Source organism: Nafulsella turpanensis ZLM-10 (assembly GCF_000346615.1).
GTDB classification, from domain to species: domain Bacteria; phylum Bacteroidota; class Bacteroidia; order Cytophagales; family Cyclobacteriaceae; genus Nafulsella; species Nafulsella turpanensis.
In genome coordinates, this window is sequence record NZ_ANNU01000005.1 from 112,717 (window position 1) to 139,484 (window position 26,768).

At 47.7% G+C, this 26,768-nt stretch carries 22 protein-coding genes; 16 read left to right on the top strand and 6 right to left on the bottom strand.

Annotation, left to right across the window (positions count from 1 at the left end):
* The first annotated feature begins 187 nt into the window (after positions 1–187).
* The 3 genes from F752_RS0102145 to F752_RS25135 all read left to right on the top strand — a co-directional run bounded on the left by F752_RS0102145 (position 188) and on the right by F752_RS25135 (position 4,427).
* On the top strand, positions 188–2,584 hold the full coding sequence (locus tag F752_RS0102145) for a TonB-dependent receptor (protein ID WP_017730079.1): 2,397 nt from the start codon (positions 188–190) through the stop codon (positions 2,582–2,584).
* A gap of 133 nt (positions 2,585–2,717) precedes the next feature.
* The gene (locus F752_RS0102150) at positions 2,718–3,791 is read left to right on the top strand and encodes a DUF6687 family protein (RefSeq protein ID WP_040664015.1); all 1,074 of its coding nucleotides are present in this window, start codon (positions 2,718–2,720) and stop codon (positions 3,789–3,791) included.
* Positions 3,792–3,794: 3 nt separating this feature from the next.
* Entirely contained in the window at positions 3,795–4,427 is a 633-nt protein-coding gene (locus F752_RS25135; protein WP_017730081.1) for a hypothetical protein, read from the top strand.
* A 5-nt stretch (positions 4,428–4,432) separates the two neighbouring features.
* On the opposite strand, the gene prmC is transcribed toward F752_RS25135, so the two are convergent.
* A complete protein-coding gene (prmC, locus tag F752_RS0102160; RefSeq protein WP_040664021.1) occupies positions 4,433–5,296 on the bottom strand; it encodes a peptide chain release factor N(5)-glutamine methyltransferase in 864 nt (287 codons plus the stop codon).
* 183 nt (positions 5,297–5,479) lie between these two features.
* Between prmC and ribD the strand changes: the two genes are divergently transcribed.
* The 3 genes from ribD (at position 5,480) to F752_RS0102175 (ending at position 8,008) form a co-directional block, all read left to right on the top strand.
* On the top strand, positions 5,480–6,511 hold the full coding sequence (gene ribD, locus F752_RS0102165; protein ID WP_017730083.1) for a bifunctional diaminohydroxyphosphoribosylaminopyrimidine deaminase/5-amino-6-(5-phosphoribosylamino)uracil reductase RibD: 1,032 nt from the start codon (positions 5,480–5,482) through the stop codon (positions 6,509–6,511).
* A 167-nt stretch (positions 6,512–6,678) separates the two neighbouring features.
* Positions 6,679–7,161, top strand: coding sequence for a GAF domain-containing protein (locus tag F752_RS0102170; RefSeq protein ID WP_017730084.1), 483 nt, complete (start codon positions 6,679–6,681; stop codon positions 7,159–7,161).
* A 118-nt stretch (positions 7,162–7,279) separates the two neighbouring features.
* Entirely contained in the window at positions 7,280–8,008 is a 729-nt protein-coding gene (locus F752_RS0102175; RefSeq protein ID WP_017730085.1) for a ribonuclease H-like domain-containing protein, read from the top strand.
* 4 nt (positions 8,009–8,012) lie between these two features.
* On the opposite strand, the gene F752_RS0102180 is transcribed toward F752_RS0102175, so the two are convergent.
* Positions 8,013–8,582, bottom strand: a complete 570-nt coding sequence (locus tag F752_RS0102180; RefSeq protein ID WP_017730086.1) for a TetR/AcrR family transcriptional regulator — start codon at positions 8,580–8,582, stop codon at positions 8,013–8,015.
* 259 nt (positions 8,583–8,841) lie between these two features.
* Here F752_RS0102180 and F752_RS0102185 point away from each other — a divergent pair, with 259 nt between their 5' ends.
* From F752_RS0102185 to F752_RS0102200, 4 genes are read left to right on the top strand one after another with little or no spacing between them, the layout of a single operon-like run.
* Positions 8,842–10,692, top strand: a complete 1,851-nt coding sequence (locus tag F752_RS0102185; protein WP_017730087.1) for an ABC transporter ATP-binding protein — start codon at positions 8,842–8,844, stop codon at positions 10,690–10,692.
* 16 nt (positions 10,693–10,708) lie between these two features.
* Complete coding sequence (gene rnr, locus F752_RS0102190; RefSeq protein ID WP_026135459.1) at positions 10,709–12,868, top strand: ribonuclease R; 2,160 nt, start codon at positions 10,709–10,711, stop codon at positions 12,866–12,868.
* 1 nt (position 12,869) lies between these two features.
* Positions 12,870–13,850 carry a polyprenyl synthetase family protein gene (locus F752_RS0102195; RefSeq protein WP_017730089.1) on the top strand — a complete coding sequence of 327 codons (981 nt, stop codon included), beginning with the start codon at positions 12,870–12,872 and terminating at the stop codon, positions 13,848–13,850.
* Positions 13,850–14,464, top strand: a complete 615-nt coding sequence (locus F752_RS0102200; protein ID WP_017730090.1) for a rhomboid family intramembrane serine protease — start codon at positions 13,850–13,852, stop codon at positions 14,462–14,464. Before F752_RS0102195 ends, F752_RS0102200 begins: the two co-directional genes overlap by 1 nt.
* Here F752_RS0102200 and F752_RS0102205 read toward each other — a convergent pair.
* From F752_RS0102205 to rplU, 3 genes are all read right to left on the bottom strand, one after another.
* Positions 14,445–16,169 (bottom strand): PAS domain-containing sensor histidine kinase, encoded by a 1,725-nt coding sequence (locus F752_RS0102205; RefSeq protein ID WP_017730091.1) that lies wholly within the window; start codon positions 16,167–16,169, stop codon positions 14,445–14,447. The two genes, F752_RS0102200 and F752_RS0102205, sit on opposite strands and share 20 nt — an antisense overlap.
* 362 nt (positions 16,170–16,531) lie before the next feature.
* On the bottom strand, positions 16,532–16,792 hold the full coding sequence (rpmA, locus tag F752_RS0102210; RefSeq protein WP_017730092.1) for a 50S ribosomal protein L27: 261 nt from the start codon (positions 16,790–16,792) through the stop codon (positions 16,532–16,534).
* A 64-nt stretch (positions 16,793–16,856) separates the two neighbouring features.
* Positions 16,857–17,168 (bottom strand): 50S ribosomal protein L21, encoded by a 312-nt coding sequence (gene rplU / locus F752_RS0102215; RefSeq protein WP_026135460.1) that lies wholly within the window; start codon positions 17,166–17,168, stop codon positions 16,857–16,859.
* A gap of 470 nt (positions 17,169–17,638) precedes the next feature.
* Here rplU and F752_RS0102220 point away from each other — a divergent pair, with 470 nt between their 5' ends.
* From F752_RS0102220 to F752_RS0102245, 6 genes are all read left to right on the top strand, one after another.
* Positions 17,639–18,634 (top strand): ribonucleoside-diphosphate reductase small subunit, encoded by a 996-nt coding sequence (locus F752_RS0102220; RefSeq protein ID WP_017730095.1) that lies wholly within the window; start codon positions 17,639–17,641, stop codon positions 18,632–18,634.
* A 153-nt stretch (positions 18,635–18,787) separates the two neighbouring features.
* Complete coding sequence (locus F752_RS0102225; protein ID WP_017730096.1) at positions 18,788–21,169, top strand: ribonucleoside-diphosphate reductase subunit alpha; 2,382 nt, start codon at positions 18,788–18,790, stop codon at positions 21,167–21,169.
* Positions 21,170–21,263: 94 nt separating this feature from the next.
* Positions 21,264–22,100 (top strand): hypothetical protein, encoded by an 837-nt coding sequence (locus F752_RS0102230; RefSeq protein ID WP_017730097.1) that lies wholly within the window; start codon positions 21,264–21,266, stop codon positions 22,098–22,100.
* Between the two features lie 307 nt (positions 22,101–22,407).
* Positions 22,408–23,448, top strand: a complete 1,041-nt coding sequence (locus F752_RS0102235) for a hypothetical protein (protein ID WP_017730098.1) — start codon at positions 22,408–22,410, stop codon at positions 23,446–23,448.
* Positions 23,449–23,626: 178 nt separating this feature from the next.
* The gene (locus tag F752_RS23330) at positions 23,627–24,802 is read left to right on the top strand and encodes an MFS transporter (RefSeq protein ID WP_017730099.1); all 1,176 of its coding nucleotides are present in this window, start codon (positions 23,627–23,629) and stop codon (positions 24,800–24,802) included.
* 131 nt (positions 24,803–24,933) lie between these two features.
* Positions 24,934–25,743: an MBL fold metallo-hydrolase gene (locus F752_RS0102245; RefSeq protein WP_026135461.1), complete on the top strand. Its 810-nt coding sequence runs from the start codon at positions 24,934–24,936 to the stop codon at positions 25,741–25,743.
* Positions 25,744–25,811: 68 nt separating this feature from the next.
* Here the strand turns inward: F752_RS0102245 and F752_RS0102250 are convergent, their stop codons facing one another.
* Positions 25,812–26,486 carry a porin family protein gene (locus F752_RS0102250; RefSeq protein ID WP_017730101.1) on the bottom strand — a complete coding sequence of 225 codons (675 nt, stop codon included), beginning with the start codon at positions 26,484–26,486 and terminating at the stop codon, positions 25,812–25,814.
* Between the last annotated feature and the right edge of the window lie 282 nt (positions 26,487–26,768).

A 26,768-nucleotide genomic window follows, 5' to 3' on the forward strand; every position in this document is an offset into this window, starting at 1 on the left:
GAGATTATACCCTTTGCTCCTGACTGCAGCAGGAGCAAGCACCTGATCCGGGTAATGCCGGCGTAGGGAAACCAAATACGAACCTTCGGCTCGTATTGCACTATCTCACTATCCCCTTCTTTATGTGTTCGCGCACAACAGCTTTGCCTGATGTGCAGCGCATGTTTTATTTTAATTAAACAAAACCATGAAGAAGATCTTTTTTTTATTGTTTAACTTCCTTTTGCTGCCATTTAGCCTCCTGGCGCAATACCAGCTTACAGGTACTGTAAGAGACCTTGCTTCGGGCGAGGCACTGGTCGGCGCAACGGTTCGCCTGCTGGAGAGCCCTTATGCTACCGCTACCGACCTTACCGGCCATTTTAAGCTGGAAGAAGTGGATGCCGGCCCTTATGTACTGCTGGTAACGTATGTAGGCTATGAGCCTTACCGGCAAAATATCGTGATACAAAGTAATCAGCAGCTGGATATTCGCCTTTCGGAAGGCAGCCTATATACCGAAGAGGTAATTGTGGCCGCCACCCGCGCTACCGAAAACACCCCCACCACTTTTACGGAGGTGGATCGGGAGCAAATTGAAAAGCAAAACTTCGGCCAGGACATACCCTACCTGCTCAACCTGACTCCCTCGGTGGTAACTACTTCCGATGCCGGGGCCGGTGTAGGTTATACCGGCATGCGTATTCGGGGCTCTGATGCTACACGGATTAATGTAACTGTTAATGGCATTCCTATGAATGATGCCGAATCGCATGGCGTCTTCTGGGTAAATATGCCCGACTTTGTCTCTTCCGTAGAAAGCATACAGATACAAAGAGGTGTGGGCACCTCTACGAATGGGGCTGCTGCTTTTGGGGCGACTGTCAATATCCAGACGAGCATCCTGAATCCTCTGCCTTATGCCATTATTGATAACAGTTACGGCTCCTTTAATACCTGGAAGCATACGGTAAAAGCCGGCACCGGCCTCATCAACGAAAAGTTTGCTGTCGATGCCCGTCTCTCCAAAATTAGCTCCGACGGCTATATTGACCGTGCTTTTTCCGACCTTAAATCATTTTATGTATCAGGCGGCTACTATGGCGAACGCACCCTTATAAAAGCAAATGTATTTAGCGGGCAGGAGCAAACCTACCAGGCATGGTATGGCACCCCCGAAGAACTCCTTGAAACGGACCGAACTTATAATTACTATACGTACGAGAACGAAACTGATAACTATCAGCAGGACCATTACCAGTTGCTGCTGGCCCATGACCTACTTCCGGAGCTTACGCTCAACGGCGCGCTTCACTATACCCGCGGCCGGGGCTACTACGAACAGTACCGGGAAGATGATGATTTTGCCGATTACCCCCCCTTCGGCATTGATTCTCTGCTGATAGGCTCTGAACAAGACACCATTTACACCACCGACCTGATTCGCCGCCGCTGGCTCGATAACCACTTTTACGGCGCTACCTGGTCGGCCGATTATGAGCCTTCCGACCGCTGGCAGTTCGTGCTGGGAGGAGGCTGGAACCGCTACCTGGGCGACCACTTTGGCGAAATTATCTGGTCGCAATATGCAGGCCATAGCAATATCCGCGACCGTTACTACGACAATACCGCTGAAAAGAAAGACCTGAATGTATACCTGAAAAGTTTTTACCAGCTTACCGAACAGCTTCACCTCTTCCTCGACCTGCAGGAACGCCTGATAACTTATCAATATGCAGGCATTGACAACGACCTCCGTACGATAAGAGGAGACTTCAACTACCAATTCTTTAATCCGAAGGTGGGCTTCACCTATGCCTTTGGTCCTCTCGACCGACTTTATGCCTCCTATGCCAAAGGCAGCCGGGAGCCTGTCAGGAATGACTTTATAGACGCCCCGGAGGGAACCATACCCAAGGCAGAAAAGCTACATAATATCGAATTCGGCTATAGCAGAAGAAGTGAGCACTACGCCTTTACGGCTAACTACTACCTGATGAACTATAAAAATCAGCTTGTTTTGACTGGTGAGCTGAATGATGTGGGCTCCAGCATCCGCACTAACGTAGACGACAGCTACCGGACCGGGATTGAACTGCAGGCCGAACTCCGCCCGGAATCCTGGCTTGAAATTGCCGCTAATGCTACTTTTAGCCGCAACAGAATCAGGAACTTTACCGAAGTACTTTACAACTATCTGGCAGATGGCTCCAGCGAAATTATTTACAATGATTTTGAAGAAACCACCATCTCCTTCTCTCCTTCCATTGTAGCAGGAGGAATTATTAGTGTCCGCCCATGGCGGTGGCTCGAATTAAGTATGTTGCCAAAGTATGTGGGCAAACAGTACCTCGACAATACCCAGAGCAACTCCAGAGCCCTGGAGGCCTACTTTGTAAACGACATGCGGCTCACCGCCACCTTCCGCCCTGGATTTGTAAAAGAGCTGAATGCCGGTTTACTGGTCAACAACGTATTCAACCACCTGTACGAGTCAAACGGGTATACCTATGGTTATGGGTACGAAGGAGATGTTAGCTATTATAATTATTTTTATCCGCAGGCCGGAGCTAATTTCCTGCTAAACCTTTCCGTGAAGCTGTAAATTAGCCGGAAGATTGTAAAAAGCCTTTTGTTTCGACAAAAGGCTTTTTAAGTTTCCACTTTGAACTATTCAGCCAGACTTTGTACTTTTAAGATACGATAGTATATTGGAAGAACTTCAGGATTCCTTACAGATGGCAAAAAAATTTGTGCCCTTCAACGAACTCTCCATGTACCCGAATGTACTGGTAGTCGACTGCTTTCATCCCGATGGGCTGGTGCTCTCGCATTGGCGGGGGGCCCCTAAAATAGAAGAGGTACATGACGATACCAGCACAGGAATTGTTTTAAATGCCCTGGAGCAGCAATTGCCTGAGCTTGAACAGTACCAGTATGTTACCAATAACCATTTTGATATTGATGGCTTTTTAGGAGTATGGAGCCTTTGCAACCCATCATTGGCCCTGCAGCACCAACAGCTGCTCAGAAAAATGGCCCTTGTGGGCGACTTTAGGGAGCTAACTCTTGAAACAGCCGAAGATCATCTCGCTCTTCAGCTGGTCTGCTGGATAAACTATGTAGAAAAGGAACGCTTTTACGCCCCTTTTGCCTCTTATGCACCGGGAAAAAATGAAATCAGACTTTGTATAAGTAAGTATCAGTTCTTCCTGCAGCAATTCGAAAAGGCACTTAAAAATCCGGAGGATTACAAACACGACTGGCAGGAGGAGTATGAGCAGGTACTGGCGGGCATGGAAGCGCTCCGGCAGCCTAGCAGCCATATTGAATTACGGGAAAACATCCGCCTGCTGATAGTTCAAACACCTGAACCGCTCCATTACTACGCCCTCTTCAGCCAAAGCGCCGGGGCCGATATGGTTCTTTCCCTTTACAATAACCAGCGCTACGAACTGGAGTACAAGTACACTACCTGGATAGACTGTACCCGCAAATGCTTTCCCCGCATCGACCTGCAGCCACTGGCCAACCAGCTAAACCGACAGGAAGATTCCCCCTACCTCTGGCGAAGCGATAAAATCACCGATACCGGCCCCATTCTACGGCTAACGGAAGAAAAGCTATCGAAGGAACAGCGCTTCGACCATCCCCTTAACAGAACGATATACTCCTCCAGTATTGCCCCTGATGAGCTGATAAAGATCGTTCGCAGGTATTTCGAACAGGTTTATCAGGAGGTTCCGCTAAAGTCCCGCTGGAAGTGGGAGGAAATCCGGCAACTGAACCAGAATTTACAAATGAAGAACTGAGCTATGTCGAGCCACCACGTTGTTCGGGAGGCACAGGAGCCTGCGCTACTTATCCTCACTTCAAATACACTTTCTTTAACACAATTGGGCCCTTTGCTGGAATGGAGTCCTACACTGGTCGTTAATTCCGCAGCCTTTCAGGCTTTGAATACGCAGGGAATCAAAGCAGATGTGTTAGTAGCGGGCGCGGAGCAGCAGGCGCTGCTTAGCCAGGAAATTGAACAGCAGGCGCCCCTTCAGCTCATTAACCTTGCACCGGAGGAAGCACCTTTACTTCCCGCGCTCCGCTACCTGGCTGAAAAGCAGCACCGGGCGGTTAATATTTATGCAGAAGCTGAAGAAGAACTACAGGAGCTATTGTCATTGCTAAACAAGCAACAGCTTATAAAAGATGTAGTGGTAATTTACGGGCAGGAGCGGTACTGCCTTTGCCGTTCGGGCGCCTATACAAAATGGTATACGGCAGGGGAAACAGTACGCCTGCACCCCGAGAGTTCCTGCCAGTTTTCTACCAAAGGGCTGGAGCCACCGTTGGAGCAAAGTATTCTTACCGGAACAGAAAAATTCAGGACAAAAGCGGCTACCAGTATTCAAATAGAGGCAGATGGTCCTTTCTGGCTCATCGAAGAACTATAACAACTCTACTCGCGCCACCGCGCCTCTACCATCCGGGGCTTCCCCTGCAGGTCCTGGTGGATAGCAATATCACTAAACCCCTGCTTTTCCAGCATTTCTACCACTTCTTTGCCACAACTTTCATTGATTTCGAAGTAAAGCCTGCCTCCTTTTTTTAATTGTTTCCTGGCCAGGCAGGCAATGCACCGGTAAAACAGGAGCGGATCTTCATCTTCCACGAAGAGGGCGACTGCCGGCTCCCAGTCTAATACATTTGCCTTCATCAGGGAAGCTTCCTTCCGCATCACATAGGGAGGATTACTTACGATAATATCCAGCGAAGGAAGGGTTGTGGGGTAATCTTCAAGAATATTACATTCTATAAACTCGGCTTCAGCACCTAACCGGCGGGCGTTTTCCTCCGCCAGCAGCAGGGCATCGGCACTTACATCTATGGCATATACCTTCGGGCCAGGCAGTTCTAATGCGAGCGTTGTAGCAATACAGCCACTTCCTGTACCAATATCGAGCAGCTTTAAGTCTTGTTTACTCCCGTACTGGCCGCAAATAAGCTGTACCAGCTCCTCTGTTTCAGGTCGTGGGATAAGCACCGCACGATTAACTTTGAAGCTCCTGCCATAAAAAGGTGCCTCTCCCAGCACGTACTGTATAGGTTCTCCTTTTTCCAGTCGCCGCAAAACATCTTCAAGTTGCTCTTTCGCCTCCGGCACTAGTTGCAGGGGTGCATCCATTATAACATCCATTCTTTTCTTCCCAAACAAACCTTCCAATAGCCAGTAAGCCTGCGGACTCGCTTCTTCGGCCCCCACCGCAGACTGCAGGCGGTTCAATATTTGCTGGTAAACCGCTTTAACAGATGTTTTCTCCATATCAGGCATAAGTACAAAGGTAAAGATTCTTCCGAACTTAAAACCTGCCAGGCCCTCCTGCCCTGCACTGCCTTTAAATATTCTTTGATAAAAGAATGGCAAAACTGGGGTACAGATAAAAATTAAGCGTTATTAACGAAAACCTATGTAAAAATTTTAAAGCACCTTCATTAACTTTACACCATGGAGGCAGATGTACTTTTTATGCAACGGGCTTTGGATCTCGCCCGCAATGGCCTCGGCCGTGTAAGCCCAAACCCGATGGTGGGCTGTGTAATCGTGCACCAGGGCCGCATTATTGGGGAAGGATGGCACCAGCAATATGGAGGGCCTCATGCAGAGGTAAATGCCATCCGCAGCGTAACCGACCAGGATCTGCTTCCTGAAAGTACCGCCTACGTAAGCCTGGAGCCCTGTTCTCACTGGGGCAAAACGCCTCCCTGCGCCAATCTGCTTATTGAAAAAGGCATAAAGGAAGTGGTTGTATGCAACACCGATTCGAACCCTTTAGTGGCAGGCGGTGGCCTCCAGCTCTTAACAGAGGCAGGAACACTGGTGCGCTGGGGTATACTGGAGGAAGAAGGTCGCCTGCTGAACCGCCGCTTTTTTACTTTTATTGAAAAAAAGCGACCCTACATTATCCTGAAATGGGCTCAGACGGTCGATGGCTATATGGCCCGGCCTAACTTCGACAGCAAGTGGATCAGTAACCCTTCGGCCCGAAAGCTGGTGCACCAATGGCGCGCCGAAGAAGATGCCATTATGGTGGGTCGGCAAACGGTGCAGTATGATAACCCGCAGCTAAATGTGCGCAGCTGGCCGGTACAGGGGCAAAATCCGCTCCGCATCATTATCGACCGGCAGCTGCAGCTGGAGCGGCATTACCATGTATTTGACCGGCAGCAGCCTACCCGCTGTTATAATTTAAAAGAGAACGCCAGGGAAGAAAACCTGGCTTTCATCCGCCTCAACGAGGCACACTTTCTGGAAGAAATGATGCAGGACCTGCACCAGGGGGGAATACAATCTGTCATTGTCGAAGGTGGTCCCCAATTGCTGGAGCTCCTGCTGGCAAAGGGATTGTGGGACGAAAGCCGTATCTTTACCGCACCCAAAACCTTTGGCGAAGGTTTCTATGCCCCCCGGCCTAAAGGAAAACTATGGAAAAGCCAGCTCGTTTTCGAAGACCGGCTCGATGTTTTCCTGAACAGCTGAGAATTTAGGAGGGAGACTGAAGACGTGAGATAGGGGACAATGGACAATAGATTTATTTGCCTGTGAACCATAAATCAGGAGCTTCATAAAGCCCTGTTCTACATAACCACCTGGCATTAGCCACCACCGAACAACTATCAACAAATAACCAACAACGAAAAAATAAAATGGCTGAAAATTTAATCATATCAGAATCTGCAAATAAACAGGAACGTTACGAGAGCCTGATTCCGCAAATTGAAGCACTCATTACCGGCGAAACAGATGTAATTGCCAACCTTTCGAATATTGCCGCCGCCCTCCGGTACGGCATGGGCTTTTTTTGGGTAGGCTTTTACCTTGTAAAGGACGAGCAATTGGTGCTGGGGCCATTTCAGGGACCTGTTGCCTGTACGCGTATCAATAAAGGAAAGGGCGTTTGTGGTACTTCATGGGCCGAGAAACGAACTGTTTTAGTACCGGATGTGGATGCTTTCCCGGGGCATATCGCCTGCAGCTCAGACTCTAAATCGGAAATTGTGCTGCCAGCTTTTAAAAATGGAGAAGTTGCGCTCATTCTTGATGTGGATAGCGACCAGCTGAATGATTTTGATGAGCAGGATCAGCAGCAGCTGGAAAAGCTGATGCGGATAATTGAACGCTTTTTATAGTCTTCCTCTTCCTGCTACAGGAGCTTAATTGTAATAGGAGGACAAACATTTAGCGGGAAATCGGTATTTAGCTGTTTAGGAAGCTGCTATTGCGCAGCTCCTTAAACTATCCGGAAATATGCCACATACCCGCCCCCTCGAAAACATTCTTTTTGTTGCCATCCAGACTGTACCGCAGGCAGCACAGCTGAAAGACCTTAATCCTCGACTACAGCAGGCATGGCGACAAAAGGCCGTTCAGCTGGAAGCTGAAGAAGATAGCCCCGAAGCACTTTATGCTTCCCAGGCCGGCCTTTATGCCGAGTTTGGCAAGATCATCAATATCTCCGTCGGCTATTTTCACCGGCCGGAGCCGGAAGGGGACCTTGAGCTTAGGGTAAAAGCAATGAATGATGCAGAGGATGAAAGAAAAGTGCTGGAGGAGTTTATAAAACTATTGCAGGACCGTTTTGACCAGAATAGCCTCCGCCTGTGTGCCCATAACGGCAAAGAATTTGATTTTCCTTATCTCTGTCGGCGAATGCTGGTTCATTGTGTTCCTATTCCGCCGGTGCTCAGTTTTGCCGGCAAAAAGCCCTGGGAAGTCCCCCACCTCGATACGATGGAAATGTGGATGTTTGGTAACCGGAAATACCTGGTAGGACTGGAAACTCTCGCTGCTATCTTCGATATTCCGACGAATGAAAGCCAGCTTCGGGGCTCGGAAGTAAAGGATGTTTTTTATGAAGAGAAAGACCTGCAGCAAATCATTAGCCGGGGACAGCAGGATGTAATTACCACCGCACAGGTATTCATGCGCTACCGCTGTAGTCCGCTATTGAGCGACAAACAAATTGTACTGGTATAAAATATTAATCTCCTATTCCTACAAGATATTCAATTTGTTCCAGCACCTGCTTCCGGAGGGCAGGGGTAAAAGGTTGGTATTTATATCGCTCATACCAGCCAAGATAAAAACTATACAGCAGCTCGCCCTTCAGGTCTATTTCCTTTACACCAAAACCAAGCCCGTTAAAGATATGTCGGGTGGAGTCAATTCGCTCCTCTTCAATATCAGCGAGAAGGGTAGCCAGTTTACCATCCTTTTGTGCCTGCTTTCTTAAATAGAAGAGAAAATCATGGAGCGAACGATCGGCAAATACCATATCCACCAGCTTTTCCAGTCTTGCTTTATAGGATAATTTGGCAAATGATTCTATAATGCGGGTTGTTTTAACCTTTCGCCAGTACTCCACCATTCGGTACAGGAAATATTCTTCATCTTTAAAAAGACGATAAAACTCCGTGCTGCTCCGGCCTAAAGCCCGACTGAGCATCGCTGCCTCCATGTGTGGATTCCCTTCCTTCGAAAACAACTCTACACCTACTTTCAGCCAATCTTCCGACAGGCTTCCAGGCTCTTCCCGAACATTTTTCACCATCTTTTTATTTTGTGCAAAGCTACAGCTACCAGAGCTATTAATTAGCCTGAAGGCTATGGACTTTAAGCCTAAAACAGTAAATTATTCAAGTTAATTCTGCTAATTTTTACATTAATGCTTTTTAAGTGCTTTTATTATCAGAAGCTTATTGTTTCTTTTTTTCCTATTTGATTACATTCATGCTACTTTGAAGGGGCAAGTCCTATATTTGTAGTAACATTATAATATTATAATAGAAAAGAACACCTTCGAGCCATTCATGCATTTCCCTACCGACCTGCCCGACCGTCCACAGGAGCCTTTATTAGAAGTAAAGGGCCTGCAAACGCAGTTTCATACCAGGGCAGGGGTTGTTCGGGCGGTCGATGGAGTAAGTTTTACAGTTAATAAAGGCGAGGCTATTGGTATTGTTGGCGAGTCGGGCTCTGGCAAATCAGTCAGCGCTCTTTCCATCATGCGGCTCGTCGACCAGCCCGGCTCTATAGTTGGTGGCAGCATTAATTTTCACTCCAAACAATTGGGCGAGGTTGATCTGGTTCGCCTCCCATCGCCCCGGATGCGCCAGATCAGGGGAAATGAAATTTCCATGATCTTCCAGGAGCCGATGAGTTCGCTCAACCCGGTGTACACCTGCGGCGACCAGGTAATGGAGTCGATACTCCTTCACCAGCAGGTAAATGGTAAAGTGGCAAAAGAGCGGACGCTTGAGCTGTTCCGCAGAGTAAGACTACCTCAGCCGGAGCTGGCGTTTAACTCTTACCCGCACCAGCTATCAGGGGGGCAAAAGCAGCGGGTCATGATTGCCATGGCTCTCTCCTGCAACCCCCAGCTCCTTATTGCCGATGAGCCCACCACAGCCCTGGACGTAACGGTGCAGTCTAACATTCTGAAGTTATTTGCCGAATTCCGGCAGGAGCTGCAAACTTCGGTTATATTTATTACCCACGACCTGGGCGTAATTGCCGAGGTGGCCGACCGGGTGCTGGTAATGTACCAGGGAAAGATTGTGGAAGAAGGTCCTATCTGGGATATTTTCTCCAATCCGCAGCACCCCTATACCAAAGGTTTGCTCGCCTGCCGCCCAAGGCTTGACATGAAGCTGAAGGTACTGCCGACCGTATCGGATTTTATGGGGATGGATGCCGAAGGTGCACTTACAGAGAAAAAATCGCAAAAGTATAACTCTGTCGGCGAAGCCTTACTGTTTAATGTCCAGAGCCAGGCCGAAATTGAGCAGCATCAGCAGGCATTGCTTCAAAAGCCACCGATTATGGAAGTGCGAAACCTTAAAACCTATTTTACTGATGGCGGCAGCTGGTTTAGCCGCAAGCAGGAAATCGTTAAGGCGGTAGATGATGTGAGCTTTGAAGTGTACCCCGGCGAAACACTGGGGCTGGTAGGAGAATCGGGCTGCGGGAAAACCACGCTGGGCCGAAGTCTGCTGCGCTTAATTGAGCCCACTGCCGGCGATATTTATTTTGAAGGACAGCGCATTAATGAACTGAAGGAGAAGGAAATGCGCCGGCTCAGAAGCGAAATGCAAATTGTTTTCCAGGACCCCTACGCCTCTCTGAACCCGCGCCATACAATTGGAAGGGCCATCATGGAGCCTATGAAGATTCATGGCGTACTGGCAAACGAGCAGCAGCGCAAAGAAAAGGTGATGTACCTGCTGGAAAGAGTAAACCTGAAGCCCGACTATTTTAACCGATACCCACACGAATTTTCAGGCGGTCAGCGACAACGGATTTGCATTGCCCGAACATTAGCGCTGGAGCCGAAGTTTATTATTTGCGATGAGTCCGTATCAGCGCTCGATGTTTCCGTGCAGGCGCAGGTGCTAAACCTCCTGAATGAGCTAAAACAGGACTTCGGGCTCACCTATATTTTTATTTCCCACGACCTGTCGGTCATTAAGTTTATCGCTGACAGGGTGTTGGTAATGAATAACGGCCGGCTGGTAGAAGCCGGCTATCCTGAACAACTATATGAAAACCCTCAGGAAGCCTATACTAAAACCCTGATTGAGGCAATTCCTCATGGCCACCTGGAAGATATCCGGAAGGCCCAGCTGGCCCGCAAACTGGCCCAGCGAAAAATGGGAGGCTAAAATTTTTTATGATTATATGAGCAAAAAGAAAAAATTATCAAAAAAGGCTTCTTCAGTTCCCAAGGCAGAAGTAGCAACAATGAAGGAAAGAATTCAGCAACTGCTGGAAAAGAACCAAACCCGCCCCATCAGCACCAAGCACATTATCCAGAAGCTGGACCTGCAGACAAAGAATGCCAGAGCAACCATGGAGGCTGCCCTTCATAAACTGGTAAAGGCCGATGAGGTTGAATTAACGTCCGACGGCCGCTACCGCAGCACCGCACAACCCGACGAGATAACCGGCAAGGTCGATTTTGTGAATCCCCGCTTTGCCTATATCATCTCCGAAGAGCTGGAGCAGGATGCGATGGTCAATGCCAATAAGCTGAAATTCGCCCTCGATGGCGATACCGTGCGGGTTCGGCTGTATGGCAGCAAAAGCAGCGAAAAGCGGCTCGAAGGCGAGGTGATAGAAATTATTGAGCGCGCCCGCGAAGAGTTTGTGGGGCGCATCCAGCTTTCTCCCCGCTTTGCCTTTGTAATACCCGACAGCCGCAAAATGCACCACGACATTTTCGTTCCCAACGACCAGATTGCCGGGGCCAGGAACAACGAGAAAGTAATCGTCCGCATTACTGAATGGCCGGGCAAAAGCAAAAACCCCGAAGGTAAGGTGGTGCGGGTATTAGGGAAAGCCGGAGAAAACGAAGCAGAAATCCATTCGATTATGGCCGAGTTCGACCTGCCCTTCGAATTCCCGAAGGGTGTGGAAACACAGGCCAAACGCATCAGCGAAAATATTACCGACGAAGAAATAGCTAAACGCCGCGATTTCCGGCAGGTAACTACCCTTACCGTCGACCCGTTCGATGCCAAAGATTTTGACGACGCCCTTTCGCTTCGCCTGCTCGAGAACGGCCACTACGAAATAGGTATCCACATTGCTGATGTATCGCAGTATGTAGGGGTTGGCACCGTACTCGATAAAGAAGCCATTGAACGCGCTACCTCTGTGTACCTGGTCGACCGCACCATTCCAATGCTGCCCGAAAGGCTGTCGAACGAGCTTTGCTCCCTGCGGCCTAATGAAGATAAACTGACCTTTTCGGCTGTTTTCGAGATGGACCAGAATGCACAGATTATTTCTGAATGGTTTGGCCGCACCATTATCCACTCCGACCGCCGCTTTACTTACGAAGAAGCTCAGGAGCGGATAGAAAGTCTGCAGGGCGACTTTGCCCGGGAGCTGACTATTCTTAACACCCTGGCGCTAAAAATGCGGGCCGAGCGCTTTTCGCGCGGGGCCATCAATTTCGAAACCACCGAAGTAAAATTCAGGCTCGACGAAAAAGGAAAGCCACTGGAAGTTATTCCAAAGGTGCGAAAAGATGCCCATAAAATGATTGAGGAATGGATGCTGCTGACCAACAAGCGGGTGGCGGAGTTCATCTACAACAAGGGCAAATCACGAAAAACCAGCCCAACCTTCGTTTATCGTACCCACGATTCGCCCAAGGCAGAAAAATTAGAAGCCTTCTCGGTTTTTGCCCGTAAATTCGGCCACCAGCTCAGCACCGAAGAAGAAGCTATTTCGGCCTCCCTGAATAAGCTGCTAACCGATGTGGAAGGTAAGCCGGAGCAGAATGTGCTGGAGACCCTGGCCATCCGCAGTATGGCCAAAGCCAAGTATACGACGGAGCCTGACGGCCACTTTGGCCTGGCCTTTAAGCACTATACCCACTTTACCTCTCCCATCCGCCGCTATCCCGATATGATGGTGCACCGCCTGTTACAGCATTACCTCGACGGTGGCAAATCGGCCGGTAAGGAAAAGTATGAAAAGCTCTGCCAGCATAGCAGCGAGCGGGAGAAGCGTGCCGCCGATGCCGAACGTGCTTCCATTAAGTACAAGCAGGTTGAATTTATGCAACTGCAGGAAGATAAAGTATTCGAAGGCGTAGTATCCGGCGTAACTGAATGGGGCATATATGTAGAGATTGTAGAAACCAAATGCGAAGGCATGGTGCGCCTCTCGGACATGAAGGACGATTACTACGAATATGACGAGCAAAATTACCGGATCATTGGCAAAAGCAATAAAAAGATGATTACTTTGGGCGATAAAGTAAAGGTGCGGGTAACGAATACTGATATCGATCGCCGCACCATCGATCTGGAGTTTGCTAAAGAATAATATGAAGGACCCCTACCTCCACGGCCTGGTAGATACCATTAACAGGGAAATTGCCCATTACACTTTCGGTGAAGATCCGGCAGAGCTGTATGAGCCCATCCGTTATATGATGGCACTGGGCGGTAAGCGCCTCCGCCCGGTGCTTACCCTTTTAGGGCATTCACTCTGGAAAGAAGATACGGCAAACGCCCTTAAACCTGCGCTTGCCGTAGAGGTATTCCATAATTTCACACTCATGCACGACGATATTATGGACCAGGCGCCCCTCAGGCGCGGCGAGCCTACGGTGCATGAAAAGTGGAATGCCAATATTGCTATTTTGAGCGGCGATGTAATGCTGGTAAAGGCTTATGAATTGCTGTTAAATGCCCAGCCGGCTATTTTAAAAAGCGTACTGCAAAAATTTAACCAGTGCGCGGCCGAGGTATGTGAAGGGCAGCAGTTCGACATGAACTTCGAAAGCCGCCAGCAGGTAAGCCAGGAAGAGTACCTGAACATGATACGGTTAAAAACGGCCGTGCTGCTGGGCTTTAGCCTCGAGCTGGGCGCCATGCTGGCCGGTGCCTCTGAGGCTGAAAGTGCACAACTTTATCAGTTTGGCACCAACATAGGCATAGGCTTTCAGCTCCAGGACGACCTACTGGATGTATATGCCGATAAGGAAAAGTTTGGCAAACAGGTGGGGGGAGATATTCTTTCCAACAAAAAAACCTTTTTGCTGATTAATGCCCTTGAAAGAGCAGAAGGCGCCACCGCTACTCAGCTCCAAAGCTGGCTGCAAAAAACCAGCTATGAACCGGAAGAAAAAGTAGCTGCCATTACTGCTATTTATGAGCAATTAGGTATACGTGCACTTACCGAGGCCAAAATGAATGAATATTTTGAGCAGGCTTTTAGCCTCCTCGACCAACTCGAGCTGCCCGAAGAGCGAAAAAAGAGGCTCCTCAGCTTTACCCACCAACTTATAATGCGCGACAAATAATGACCACCCTTTTTCTTATTGTCTTTACTTCTGCCATTAGTATTATTGCCTGGCAAAAGCCTGCACTGCAGGAGAAGCTGCTCTTCCATCCCTACAGTGTAAAGCATCGGAGCGAGTACTTTCGTTTTATTACAGGAGGCTTTGTTCACAGCGGCTGGGTGCACCTTTTCTTTAATATGTTTACTCTCTACTTTTTCGGGGCCAACATAGAATATCTTTTTAATAGTATGTTTGGTCCCGAAGGATTTGCCTACCTGCTCACCCTATTCCTGATTGGCGTAATTGTATCGGATATTCCTACTTTTCTGAAATATAAAGACCGACCGCACTACCGCTCACTTGGCGCATCGGGTGGCGTAGCCTCCGTTATTTTCTGCAGCATCATGTTCTTTCCGGTAGAGCCACTCTGCCTCTATGGCATCCTGTGTATCCCGGGTTTTATCCTGGGGCCGCTTTTCCTGATTTACTCCTACTACCAGGGCAAGAAAATGGCCGACAATATTAACCACGATGCCCACTTCTATGGCGCACTCTTCGGCATTGCCTTCAGTATTTTTGTAGATGCAGGAGTAATTGGAAATTTCTTTCAGCAGGTTATTCATTATCAGTTTTAACCCGCTTCGCTTTCCGATCTTTCAGAAAGAGGCTACTGTTGCCATTCCGTTGTTTTTCGGCGTGCTCTGCACTAGGCAGGTAAACAATAAAGGTACTCCCGAGTCCCAGTTGACTCTTTAAGTTTATATACCCTCCCAGCCGTTCAACGATACTACTAACGATGTATAGGCCCAGTCCGCTGCCTGTTGACTTTTCATGGCCCCGGAAATACATTTCATAGATCCGGTCCCGAATGCTTTCGCTGATACCAGGGCCATTATCGGCTACCGACAGCATAATGCCCTGCGCCTGCGCCTTTACCTCTATGGTTATTTTCGGCTCATTATTATTGCGAAATTTAACGCTGTTATCGAGCAGGTAAAACAGGAGACTCCTTACCAGCTTCTCATCACTGTTAAAAGGCTCTTCAAGCTGAATTTTATTTTCCACCTTCAGCTGGTATTTATGGAAGTCTGCCTCAAAGGCACTGCACACCTGCTCCACGAGCGATCGCATACAAACAGGGCCTATGCTCAGGTCTTCCTGCTTAATTTTAGTGATGGCAATTAATTCATTTAACACAAATTCAAGGTGGCGGGTACGCTCCTCGAGCAGCCGGATATAATGGAGTGAAAAATCTTCTTTCACTTCAATGGCAGCGATATTCAACAGGCCGCTTAAGGTCGCTACCGGGCCACGTAAATTATGGCTGGCTTTGTACATAAAGGTCATCAGCTCCTGGTGCACCTTCTCCGAACGGAGCTCTGCCATTTTACGGTCAGTAACCGGATAGGCGATGGTCATATAACGGTGTACTCCATTAAACTCATCCTGCACCGGCACCACGGCCAGGTCCACCCAAAAAAGGCTGCCATCCTTTGCCTGGTTACATACCTCACCTCTCCATACTTCGCCACTTCGCACCGTTTTATACAGCCTCCTGAAAAAAGCGTCGGAATGGTAGCCGGACTTTATCATACTATGGCTATTCCCCAGCAGTTCTTCCCTGCTGTAGCCGCTTACTTCACAAAATTTAGAATTTACATCCAGGATAATACCATCGATGTCGGTTACCGACAGCAGCGCACTCCGGTCGAGGGCTTTTTTGTAGTGGATTAGCTCATTGTTAATGCGAAGGCGCTCCTTCTCGACCTTCACCAGGCGGGTAACATCACTGGCCATTACGAGCTTTGCAGGCTTTTGCTGGTACTCTATTGACTGCACCATCAGGTCGAGATACAGTATCTTACCACTGGAGGAAACAAACTGGCGCACCCCCTGGCCTTCATCTCCCTCCTTGCCTAGAAAACTCCAGGGAGTATGCTGCCTGTCCAAAGCAGGAATTTCTTCGGGTAAAACTTCTTGTGGGGCTGCAGAAAACTCAAATAGCTGAAGTGCAGATTGGTTCATAAAGAGCACCTTTTGCTCTTCGTTGCTAATCCACATGGGCTGCGGACTTTCTTCATACAATCTGCGGAAATTAGTTTCGCTTTTTTGCCACTGCCCTAAACTTTGCTCCATCTTCTCCTGGTAGCGCTGCAGTAAAAAAAACAGCAAAGCAGCCGTTACTATTATAAAGAAGAAGCCCTTCATCATCTCCACATCCAGGTAATCAGACGGGCCTGCAAGGCGATAGAGCAATTCGCCGGAGAGATAAACCCACAACAGCCCCAGGAGCGCAAATACAGCTACTATTTTTTTAGGGTCTGGTAGATCTATCTTCATATACGCTGGTTGCTGGGCTATACTTTTTCGGGACTGCCCCTCCTGCTAAGGGATACGGCCTGCTTATACAACAAAAAAATAGCTTCCCGCTTTTAAGTTACCTCAAAAAATTTATTCTCTAAATAATAAAACAATGTTATTTTACAGAATAACCTACTAGCCAGGCGGTTTCCGCTAGCTTTATAACTATGACTCCTGAAGTACTTTTATACTGTTGTGGGATTACAACATCCACAAATGAACTTTGTTATGAAAAGAAGCTATGCCGACTCCGGCAAAAAGAGAGGATAAAAGAAAAGCACAACATAGATGAACTATGCTGTGCTTCTAATATATGCTATCCTGCTCAGAGAGCAGCTGCCTTAAGCTTCTATTGGATCAACAGAAACGTATGAGCGGCCGTTGGTTGTCTTCTTGAAGGTTACAGTTCCAGTGGTTAGAGCAAAAAGGGTATGGTCTTTACCAATACCTACATTTTCGCCAGGATGGTGCTGTGTACCTCTCTGGCGTACAATAATGTTTCCGGCAATGGCATGCTGGCCACCGAAAATCTTTACACCAAGTCTTTTACTGTGCGACTCACGACCGTTACGGGAACTACCTGCGCCTTTCTTGTGTGCCATAGTATTAAATAGTTTTTTAGTTGTTAGTGATGAGTTGCTGGCTAAATTAAACCAACACCGCCAACTACTTTGAAATTTTTTCGATTAAAACTTTAGTAAATTCCTGGCGGTGACCATTCTTCTTTCTGTAGCCTTTTCTGCGCTTCTTCTTGAAGACTATTACCTTATCACCCTTCAGGTGTCCGAGTATTTTACCCGATACCTTGGCACCCGCTACTGCAGGGGCACCTACCTCGACATCCTGGCCATTGCCTATCAGCAATACCTGGTCGAATTCTACGGAAGCGCCTTCTTCGCCCTCCATCTTTGGAGCATAAACGAATTGGTCTTGCGTTACTTTGAACTGCTTTCCTAGTATGTCAACTATTGCGTACATTGAAATATTTATTATACGGTCTATGATTTATAGAACCGCAAAAGTAGAAAATATTTCACTAATATCAAAATCATGTAAGAATGCCTGTCCATCAAACCAAAATGGTGCCAAACTTATACACAGGCCGTTGTGAATAAAAAGTGGCAAAAAAAAATAGGCCTTTTCATTCTCTTACAGGCTGATATATAGAGGGTTACGAAAGTAGAACAAAACCAATATTTCAAAAAAAATTATTCATGTAACTTTCTGCTTAACAAGCAGTTAATATAGTGTACTTACACAAACGCTTAAAGCATGTGGATTACTTTAAAGGAAAAACAAGACGTTGTAAATGACCGTTAGTTTTTTAATATTTGTAAACACACCCCCACAAAATTCCAGGGGCCTTTTTCCGGATCGCTAGCTCTATTTGTTGCCATACAAACAGCCATCCGCTCCACGTAATATTTATTAATAAAATAAAAGGAAACATGAGCCGTAAAGCCGAAGCAGAAGAACCCATTCTGAAAGAAAATAAAGACCGCTTTGTTCTTTTTCCAATTCAGCATAACGACATCTGGGAGTTTTATAAAAAAGCAGAGGCAAGCTTCTGGACGGCCGAGGAAATTGACCTGAGCCAGGACATGAGCGACTGGGAAAATAATATGAATGACGGCGAGCGCCACTTCATCTCCCACGTACTCGCTTTCTTTGCCGCTTCCGACGGCATTGTAAATGAAAACCTGGCCGAAAATTTTGTATCGGAAGTGCAGTACACCGAAGCCAAATTCTTTTATGGTTTCCAGATTGCCATGGAGAACATCCACTCCGAAACCTACTCGCTCCTTATCGATACTTATGTTAAAGACGGCAAGGAAAAAGATCGCCTCTTCAAAGCTATCGAAACCATGCCCTGCGTGGCTAAAAAAGCCGAATGGGCCCTCCGCTGGATAGACGAAGGCTCTTTTGCCGAGCGCCTCGTGGCTTTTGCCGCAGTGGAAGGTATTTTCTTCAGCGGCTCTTTCTGCTCACTCTTCTGGCTTAAAAAACGTGGACTCATGCCGGGCCTTACCTTCTCTAACGAACTTATTTCGCGCGACGAAGGCCTGCACTGCGACTTTGCCTGCCACCTCTACACCAAGCACCTCAACCACCAGCTTCCTAAAGAAACCGTGGTGTCAATTATTAAAGATGCGGTGGAAATAGAAAAAGAATTTGTAACGGATGCATTGCCTGTGGGTCTGATTGGCATGAATGCCGAGCTTATGTGCCAGTACATTGAATTTGTGGCCGACCGTTTGCTCGGGGAGCTCGACTGCCCGAAACAATATGGCTCTAAAAACCCCTTCGACTTTATGGAGATGATTTCCCTGCAGGGAAAAACCAACTTCTTTGAGAAGAGGGTAGCCGAATACCAGAAAGCTGGTGTAATGAAGAATGAGGAAGACGGTGATAAGCCCAAGTTTTCCCTCGACGAAGATTTTTAGTCCCTGACGGGTAGTCCCCGATGGGTAGTCCAGGGGGCCGAAGGGCCACCTATGGAATTCCGGACTGGCAACCATTTTTTCGGCTTGCCGGAAGCCTGCACCTTCAGGTGTATATTTTAAAAGTACAAGACCAACACCTTAAAACCTTTACAAATGTTTGTTATAAAACGCGACGGAAGACGAGAATCGGTAAAGTTCGACAAAGTAACTGCCCGAGTGGAAAAACTGTGCTACGGGCTCGACACCCATTACGTTGATCCGGTAGATGTTGCCAAAAAGGTCATCAACGGCATTTATGATGGTGTAACCACTCAACAGCTCGACAACCTTGCTGCCGAAACAGCGGCCAGCATGACCACCCGCCACCCCGATTACGCCCTCCTGGCAGCTCGTATTGCCATTTCTAACCTGCATAAAACTACCAGCAAGTCCTTCACCAACACCATGAAGCGGCTCTACACCTATGTAGACCCTAAAACCGGTGAAAATGCTTCGCTCATCTCTAAGGAAACCTATGGCGTAATTAAAAAGCACGCGGCCCTGCTCGATTCTACCATTATTTACGACCGCGACTTTAGCTACGACTACTTCGGCTACAAAACGCTGGAGCGCTCGTACCTGATGAAGCTCGATGGTAAAATCGTGGAACGTCCGCAGCATATGCTCATGCGTGTTGCCATTGGTATACACGGCGAAGATATTGAGGCCGCCATTGAAACTTACCACCTGCTAAGCGAAAAGTGGTTTACCCACGCCACGCCTACGCTCTTTAACGCCGGTACGCCCAAGCCTCAGCTTTCGAGCTGTTTCCTGCTGACCATGAAGGAAGACAGCATCGACGGTATATACGATACCCTTAAGCAGTGTGCTAAAATCTCACAGTCTGCCGGTGGTATTGGCCTGAGCATGCATAACATTCGCGCAACAGGCTCTTATATTAAAGGCACCAACGGCACCTCCAATGGCCTGGTACCCATGATTCGCGTATTCAACGATACTGCCCGCTATGTAGACCAGGGCGGCGGTAAGCGTAAAGGCGCTTTTGCCATGTACCTCGAACCATGGCATGCCGATGTGTTCGACTTCCTGGAGCTGAAAAAGAACCACGGTAAAGAAGAAATGCGTGCCCGCGACCTCTTCTACGCCCTCTGGATTTCCGACCTCTTTATGAAGCGCGTGGAGAGCAATGAAATGTGGTCGCTCTTCTGCCCTAACGAAGCACCCGGCCTTGCCGACTGCTATGGCGATGAGTTTGAAAAGCTGTACGAAAAGTATGAGCGCGAAGGTCGCTATCGTAAGCAGGTAAAAGCGCAGGACCTGTGGTTCGAAATTCTTGAATCGCAAATCGAAACGGGCGTGCCATACATGCTGTATAAAGACCATGCCAACCGCAAGAGCAATCAGAAGAACCTCGGTACCATTAAGAGCTCTAACCTCTGTACCGAAATTATGGAGTACACCGCTCCGGACGAGGTAGCCGTATGTAACCTGGCTTCTATTGCCCTTCCGAAGTTTGTGACCGAAGGTGAAAATGGTAAGCTGTACTTCGACCATAAAAAGCTGTATGACATTACCTATGTAGCCACCAAAAACCTGAACAAGGTTATTGACATCAACTATTACCCGGTACCGGAAGCGCGCAACTCCAACATGCGCCACCGCCCCATTGGTTTAGGCGTACAGGGCTTAGCCGATGCCTTTATCATGCTGCGCATGCCATTCGAATCGGAAGAAGCCAAGCGCCTGAACGAGGACATCTTCGAAACAATTTATTATGCGGCCATGACGGCCTCCAAAGACCTGGCGATAAAAGAAGGACCTTACGAGACCTTCAAAGGCTCTCCGGTAAGCAAGGGCATTTTCCAGTTCGATATGTGGGGTGTAACACCTAAAAGCAATCGCTGGGACTGGACTGCATTGAAGCAGGAAGTTCGCAAGCATGGCGTTCGTAACTCTCTGCTGGTAGCGCCAATGCCAACGGCCTCTACTTCGCAGATACTGGGGAACAACGAATGCTTCGAGCCCTATACTACCAACATTTATACCCGCCGTACCCTTTCCGGTGAATTTATCGTGGTGAATAAGCACCTGATGAAAGACCTGATTAAGCTTGGCCTGTGGGATGACAACATGAAGAACCGTCTGATTGAAGCAAATGGCTCCATTCAGGGTATTCCTCAGATTCCGCAGAACATCAAGGATATTTACCGTACGGTTTGGGAAATTTCGCAGAAAACCATTCTTGAAATGGCCGCCGACCGTGGCGCGTATATCTGCCAGAGCCAGAGCCTCAATGTACACATTCAGGACCCGAACTTCGGAAAGCTTACGTCCATGCACTTCTACGCCTGGAAGAAGGGCCTCAAAACCGGTATGTACTACCTGCGTACCAAAGCAGCCGCTTCGGCCATACAGTTTACCGTGGAGAAGCAAAAGCAGCAGGAGCAGATTACTGCCGAACAACTCGACCAGAACCGCTCCGACATGGCCTGCTCTCTCGATAACCCCGACGCCTGCGAAGCCTGCGGAAGCTAAAACTTTGTCTTAGCCAACTATTTAGTTTACAAACGATGGATTAGCCCCTCTAAAAAGGGGCTTTTCTTTAAAACACAAATAACAATAGATAACAATGACATGTACTATAGATGATGCTGATGCTCACCTCTTTACGAAGGAAAGGCAGCCAGATGCCAATATTTTGGTGGGATTAATTATTCCTGATAGTGAGAAGCAATCAATAATCAAAGTAATTCAAGCCATAAAAGGAAAATACAATCTTAAAGGGAGACCGATCAAGTATAAAAATGGGGATACTGTAGAGAGATTCTTTTTAGATAATATTAAAAGACCAGATTTATACGAAAATCTAAAAACCAACCAATATACTATAAGAAAAGAGATAATAAAGGAAATATCTGGGTTTCCATTTCAAGTTGTTATTTCTTGGGATATCTGTTCAGGTGAAACAAATTTCACAAACCAAAGAAACAGAAACTTGGGTAGCAGCTTCTTAGATATACTCAATACTGCAGCACAATGTCTACCTAAGCACAAAAATGAATCTTTTGAAATAGTTTTAGATAGATTCCCTAAAGGAAGAGGAGGCTTAGAGTCGATCTTGGAAAGCACCTTTGCCACATGGAAAGAAACAGAACTAACAAGAAGCCTTAAGGAGACGTGCACACTTTTTAATTATGGAGTGACTCTTCAAAACGAGCTCCTTCAACTTACAGATATTATAGCAGGTACTTTCAGAGATCTTATACAAGATTCAATCAAAAACAAATCTCCCCGCTCATCAGACCATCTTCACTTACTCCCTAAGCTGGTGGGCTATCCAAATAGGATAGAAGACAAGGGAATATTTGGCCCTCCCCAATTCTGGCATATAATCAACAAAGCAATAACATCAGAATTACATAGAGACCTTATTCAACCCCAACCTTTACCTCCATTGTTTGAATAACTTTCTACCCCGGTCAGCAATGGTCGGGGTTTTTCTTTTTTATATTTAACTACAGCCACAGAAACGCCGCCCCCAGGCTCCTTACAGCTCCCCTCCTTTATCCAATAAGGCTTTTGTGTACCATCCCGACTCATATGGCAAACGTAAAGATGAAGGAGTGAATAATTTTACCTTTTATCTCTTTTTGTTGCACCTGAAGAAGCCTCGTGCAGCGTCCAATTATGTAAGCCATTCAAAAACAATAAGATATTAATCTCGTATATCCAGCTATATTGTATTTTTTCACGAAACCAAATCATTTTTAACCATGGACAGAAGAACAGACTATAACACTTACGGAACCGAGGCCACAGCGGCAATGCGCGGGGGCACTCCTTTTTTAAGGCGAATTTCATGGGGCGCCATTATTGCAGGTACACTGGTTGCCCTTGTTACCATGATGCTGCTTAACCTGTTAGGTATAGGTATTGGCTTTGGCTCCATTAATCCTGTAGAAGAAGCAAATCCTTTTGCAGGACTTGGAATTGGCACCCTCATCTGGTGGATCGTTAGTAACCTCATTGCCATTTTTGCCGGTGGTTATGTAGCAGGCCGAATGGCAGGCGTTCCTAAAGGCTCTACCAGTACCATGCACGGAATTTTATCATGGTGCCTGTACACCCTTGTTTCCTTCTGGATACTGACCACAGCTGTAGGCAGCCTAATCAGCGGAGTAGGAAGTGTTGTATCAAACACCATATCGGCTGCGAGTTCCGGTATTGAGGCAGTAGCTGATAATAACAGCCAAAATACTAATAATCAGAACAGCCAGAACCAAAGCAATTTAATCAGCTTTAATGAAATTAAGCAGGAAGTAGACCAGCTACTGAGCAGCCGCGAAAATGTGGCGCTGGTACCGGACTCTATTGAGCAGTCTGTTACCAATACGGTACAGAATGTCCGTCAGAACCTGAACACTGATGTAAATATTTCTACTCAGGATATTAAAGCAATTGCTCAGCAGGTATTCTTCGACAACGGACAACTTGCCATGAATGTAGAACGCCAGGAGGTTGTAAATGCCGTTGCCAGCCAGACGAACCTTAGCGAAGAAGAAGCCAGCGATGTGGCCGATGTAATGATAGAAAAGTATGAAGTAGCAAAGCAGGAAGTAGACCAGTTTACCGACCAGGTAGCACAGGAAGCTGAAGAAACCGGTGCTCAAATTGCCGAAGCCGCCTCAAGCGCTGCCATCTGGACCTTTGTAGCCCTTGCCTTAGGTGCGGTAGTTGCCGGAGTAGGTGGCCGTACAGGTAAACCTCACGACCCTATTATTGTGGGCGCCGAAGCTGTTGACAGAAGAGTTTAAGTATTCATAAACATAAACCCTTCTTACGCAGAGGAAAGTAACTACTTTCTTCTGCGTATTTTTTTGTTTTAGCAGAACAGGTCGGCGTTTGTATCCTTTCATGTCCGGATATTTTAGTAAACTGCGGCACTTTTTCTCCCCGGAAAGCCTGTTCAGCCATTGATATAAAACCGCTCTTATGAAAGAAAAGCAGTCGATTTACACACTCCAGTTTATTCTTCTTTGCCTGAGCACCTTTCTTTTCTTTTCCAGCTTTAACCTTATTATTCCGGAACTTCCTAACTACCTCCAAAGCATGGGAGGCGGGGAGTACATCGGTTTAATCATAGGGCTGTTTACCTTGACTGCAGGTATCTCCCGCCCTTTTAGCGGAAAGCTGGCGGATACCATCGGCCGAATCCCGGTCATGATTTTCGGTGCAACTGTGTGTTTCATCATGGGCTTTATGTACCCGCTGGCCAATACTGTAGCAGCCCTGCTGGCCATTCGCCTGCTGCATGGCTTCTCCACCGGCTTTACCCCTACAGGCACCTCTGCCTATGTAGCCGACGTGGTGCCCGCCAGCCGCCGTGGCGAGGCTATGGGCATGATTGGCCTCTCTAGTAGTTTAGGCATGGCCTGCGGACCGGCCATAGGAAGCACACTGGCGAATGTTGCCTCAATCGAAATAATGTTTTATGCCTCCTCGGGAGCCGCCATTTTATCGGTGCTTATTCTTTCAGGCATGAAGGAGAGCCTTGCAGAGCGGCAGCCTTTTCACCCTTCGCTGCTAAAGCTGCGGTTAAAGGAAATTTTTGAACCTGCCGTGCTTGCCCCATGTGTAGTACTGCTTTTTACCACCTTTTCGTTCGGCGCTATCCTTACCCTCAGCCCTGAGGTAAGCGATAACCTGGGCCTTGAAAACAGGGGTATATTTTTTATGTTTTTTACCATTGCCTCGGTCGCGGTTCGCTTTTTTGCCGGAAAAGTTTCCGATACCTATGGCCGTATTCCTGTACTCAGGGTCGGCGCCGCATTGCTGGTAGTAAGCATGCTCCTCGTAGGATTTGCCCAGAATACGGTTATGTTTTTAGCCGGCGGGGTGTTGTTTGGCTTGTCTACCGGAGTAAGCTCCCCAACAGTTTTTGCCTGGACGATTGACCTGAGCCACGATAAATTCCGGGGCAGGGGACTTGCAACCATGTATATTTCGCTGGAGCTGGGTATAGGACTGGGAGCTCTTTTCTCAGGCTGGATCTACGGAGGCAATCCAGACAACTTTGCCTATGCTTTCGGAATTGGCGCTTTGCTGGCTGCTGCTGCCTTTGTTTATCTTCTTACAGGTGCCCGGCGGAAGCAGCCCTCTGCTGCCTAAACCCTTCCGCTTTATCTATTGCCAAACTTTCTGTATTTTTAGCATAATTGCAGCTGTTCCTGAAGAAAAGCTTTTCCCGTCAGGAACAGTTCAAAGCTACACAGCCCGCTTATTTAACTGACCCAATGCTCATGGAACATTATCTCTGCACCACCTGCGGAACCCAGTATGCCCCCTCTTACGAGCCGCCCGCCCGCTGCCTGATTTGTGAAGACGAAAGGCAGTATGTAAACTGGGAAGGGCAGTCATGGACTTCCGTTACTGAACTGGTGGAATCGCGGCAGATCACCATCAGGCAGCTGGAGCCCAACTTATATGGAATATCCACAGAGCCTGCTTTTGCCATTGGCCAGCGGGCCCTCCTGCTCCGCTCGCCCCAGGGCAATATTTTATGGGACTGCCTCTCATTCATAGACGATGCCACCCATCGTTTTATTGACCAGCTCGGAGGTTTGAAAGCTATCGCCATTTCGCACCCGCATTTCTATGGGGCCATGGTCGAATGGAGTCAGGCTTTCGGAAGCATTCCTGTTTACCTGCATGCAGATGACCGGGACTGGGTAATGCGGCCGGCCAATGAAATTCAGTTTTGGGAGGGAGAGGAACTGCCTTTGTGGGAAGGAATAAAGATCATCCGGTGCGGGGGCCATTTCCCCGGAAGCTGTGTACTGGAATACCCGCAAAGCGCTGGCGGGCGGGGTGCGCTTTTTACCGGCGATACTTTACAGGTAACCATGGACCGCCGTTATGTAAGCTTTATGCGCAGCTACCCCAACCTTCTCCCTCTCTCCGCATCCAGGGTAATGCACATTCATCGTTCTTTACAGGAAGTAAACTTCGACAGGATATACGGCGGCTGGCTCGACCGGAATATATTATCAGGGGCGAAAAATGCATTTGAGCTGTCGGTACAGCGTTATTTACGGGCTATCACAGAATAGCAGGAAAGGCATTAAAAAACCCCTGCCCATTACAGGCAGAGGTCTCTCATCATCATAAACCACAATCTTTAATAATCATATTCTCTCACAGAAGGCACCAGGAAAGTAAGTGATACCATAACTGCCTGGTTTTTGTATGCTTCCGTTTCGCCATCTTCAAAATTAGCGGCATCGGTAAAGCCCCGGGTATAGCGAAGGTCTATCAAGAAACTACCTGCTTCGGTATCCAGCATAATACCTCCACCAAAGCCAAGACCCAGTTCCAGGCGATTGGCATCTAAATCCCACTCTTCGTCTCCCTCAACACCAAAAACAATTTTTTCATCTATCGGATCAAGGTTTAACCTGCCTTCTTCGCGGAATTTACCTCCGAGGAAATACCCAAGGCTCGGGCCTGCATTGATGTAACCTTTAAGAATATCGCCAAAGGTCAGGCGAAACAAAACGGGTAGCTTTAAATAATCGAAACGCACGTTTCTTTCACCTCCGGTAGCATATTCTACCAGGTACCCCTGCTGGGTATAAATTAACTCAGGAGCAATGGCAAAAATTTCACTCATCCGGAACTGGCTTGCCAGCCCTATATTAAATCCAGGCCTCCAGGGTTCTTCTGCATCCCCAAAATCAGTATCTTGACTCACCGTTGTTACGTTAAAGCCGGCCCGTGCACCAAACTGCGCCTGCGCCATTACACCTGCCGAAGCAAGCACCATTACTATAAGGGTTAAAAAAGTTTTTCTCATTGCGTAAAAATTTAAGTTAAAACATCATCTGCAAAAAGTGTGAGAAATCTGCCTATAGAACGTTGGATCCACCTAAAGGTTGTAAGCAGCCTCCATGTTTTTTGGTAAGGCCTGGCTGTAAAGCCCCCTTCGGCACAGGCCATTGCTAAGTTAAAAAGGCTCAAAAAAGCTGCTCCAAAACAATTACCTATTGGTTAAGGCAGTTTATTCACCAGCAAAACCCACTTTCCCGCTCCTTTCTTCACCATCTTTTCCCTACTCCCTAACCCTGCCACTAAAGGC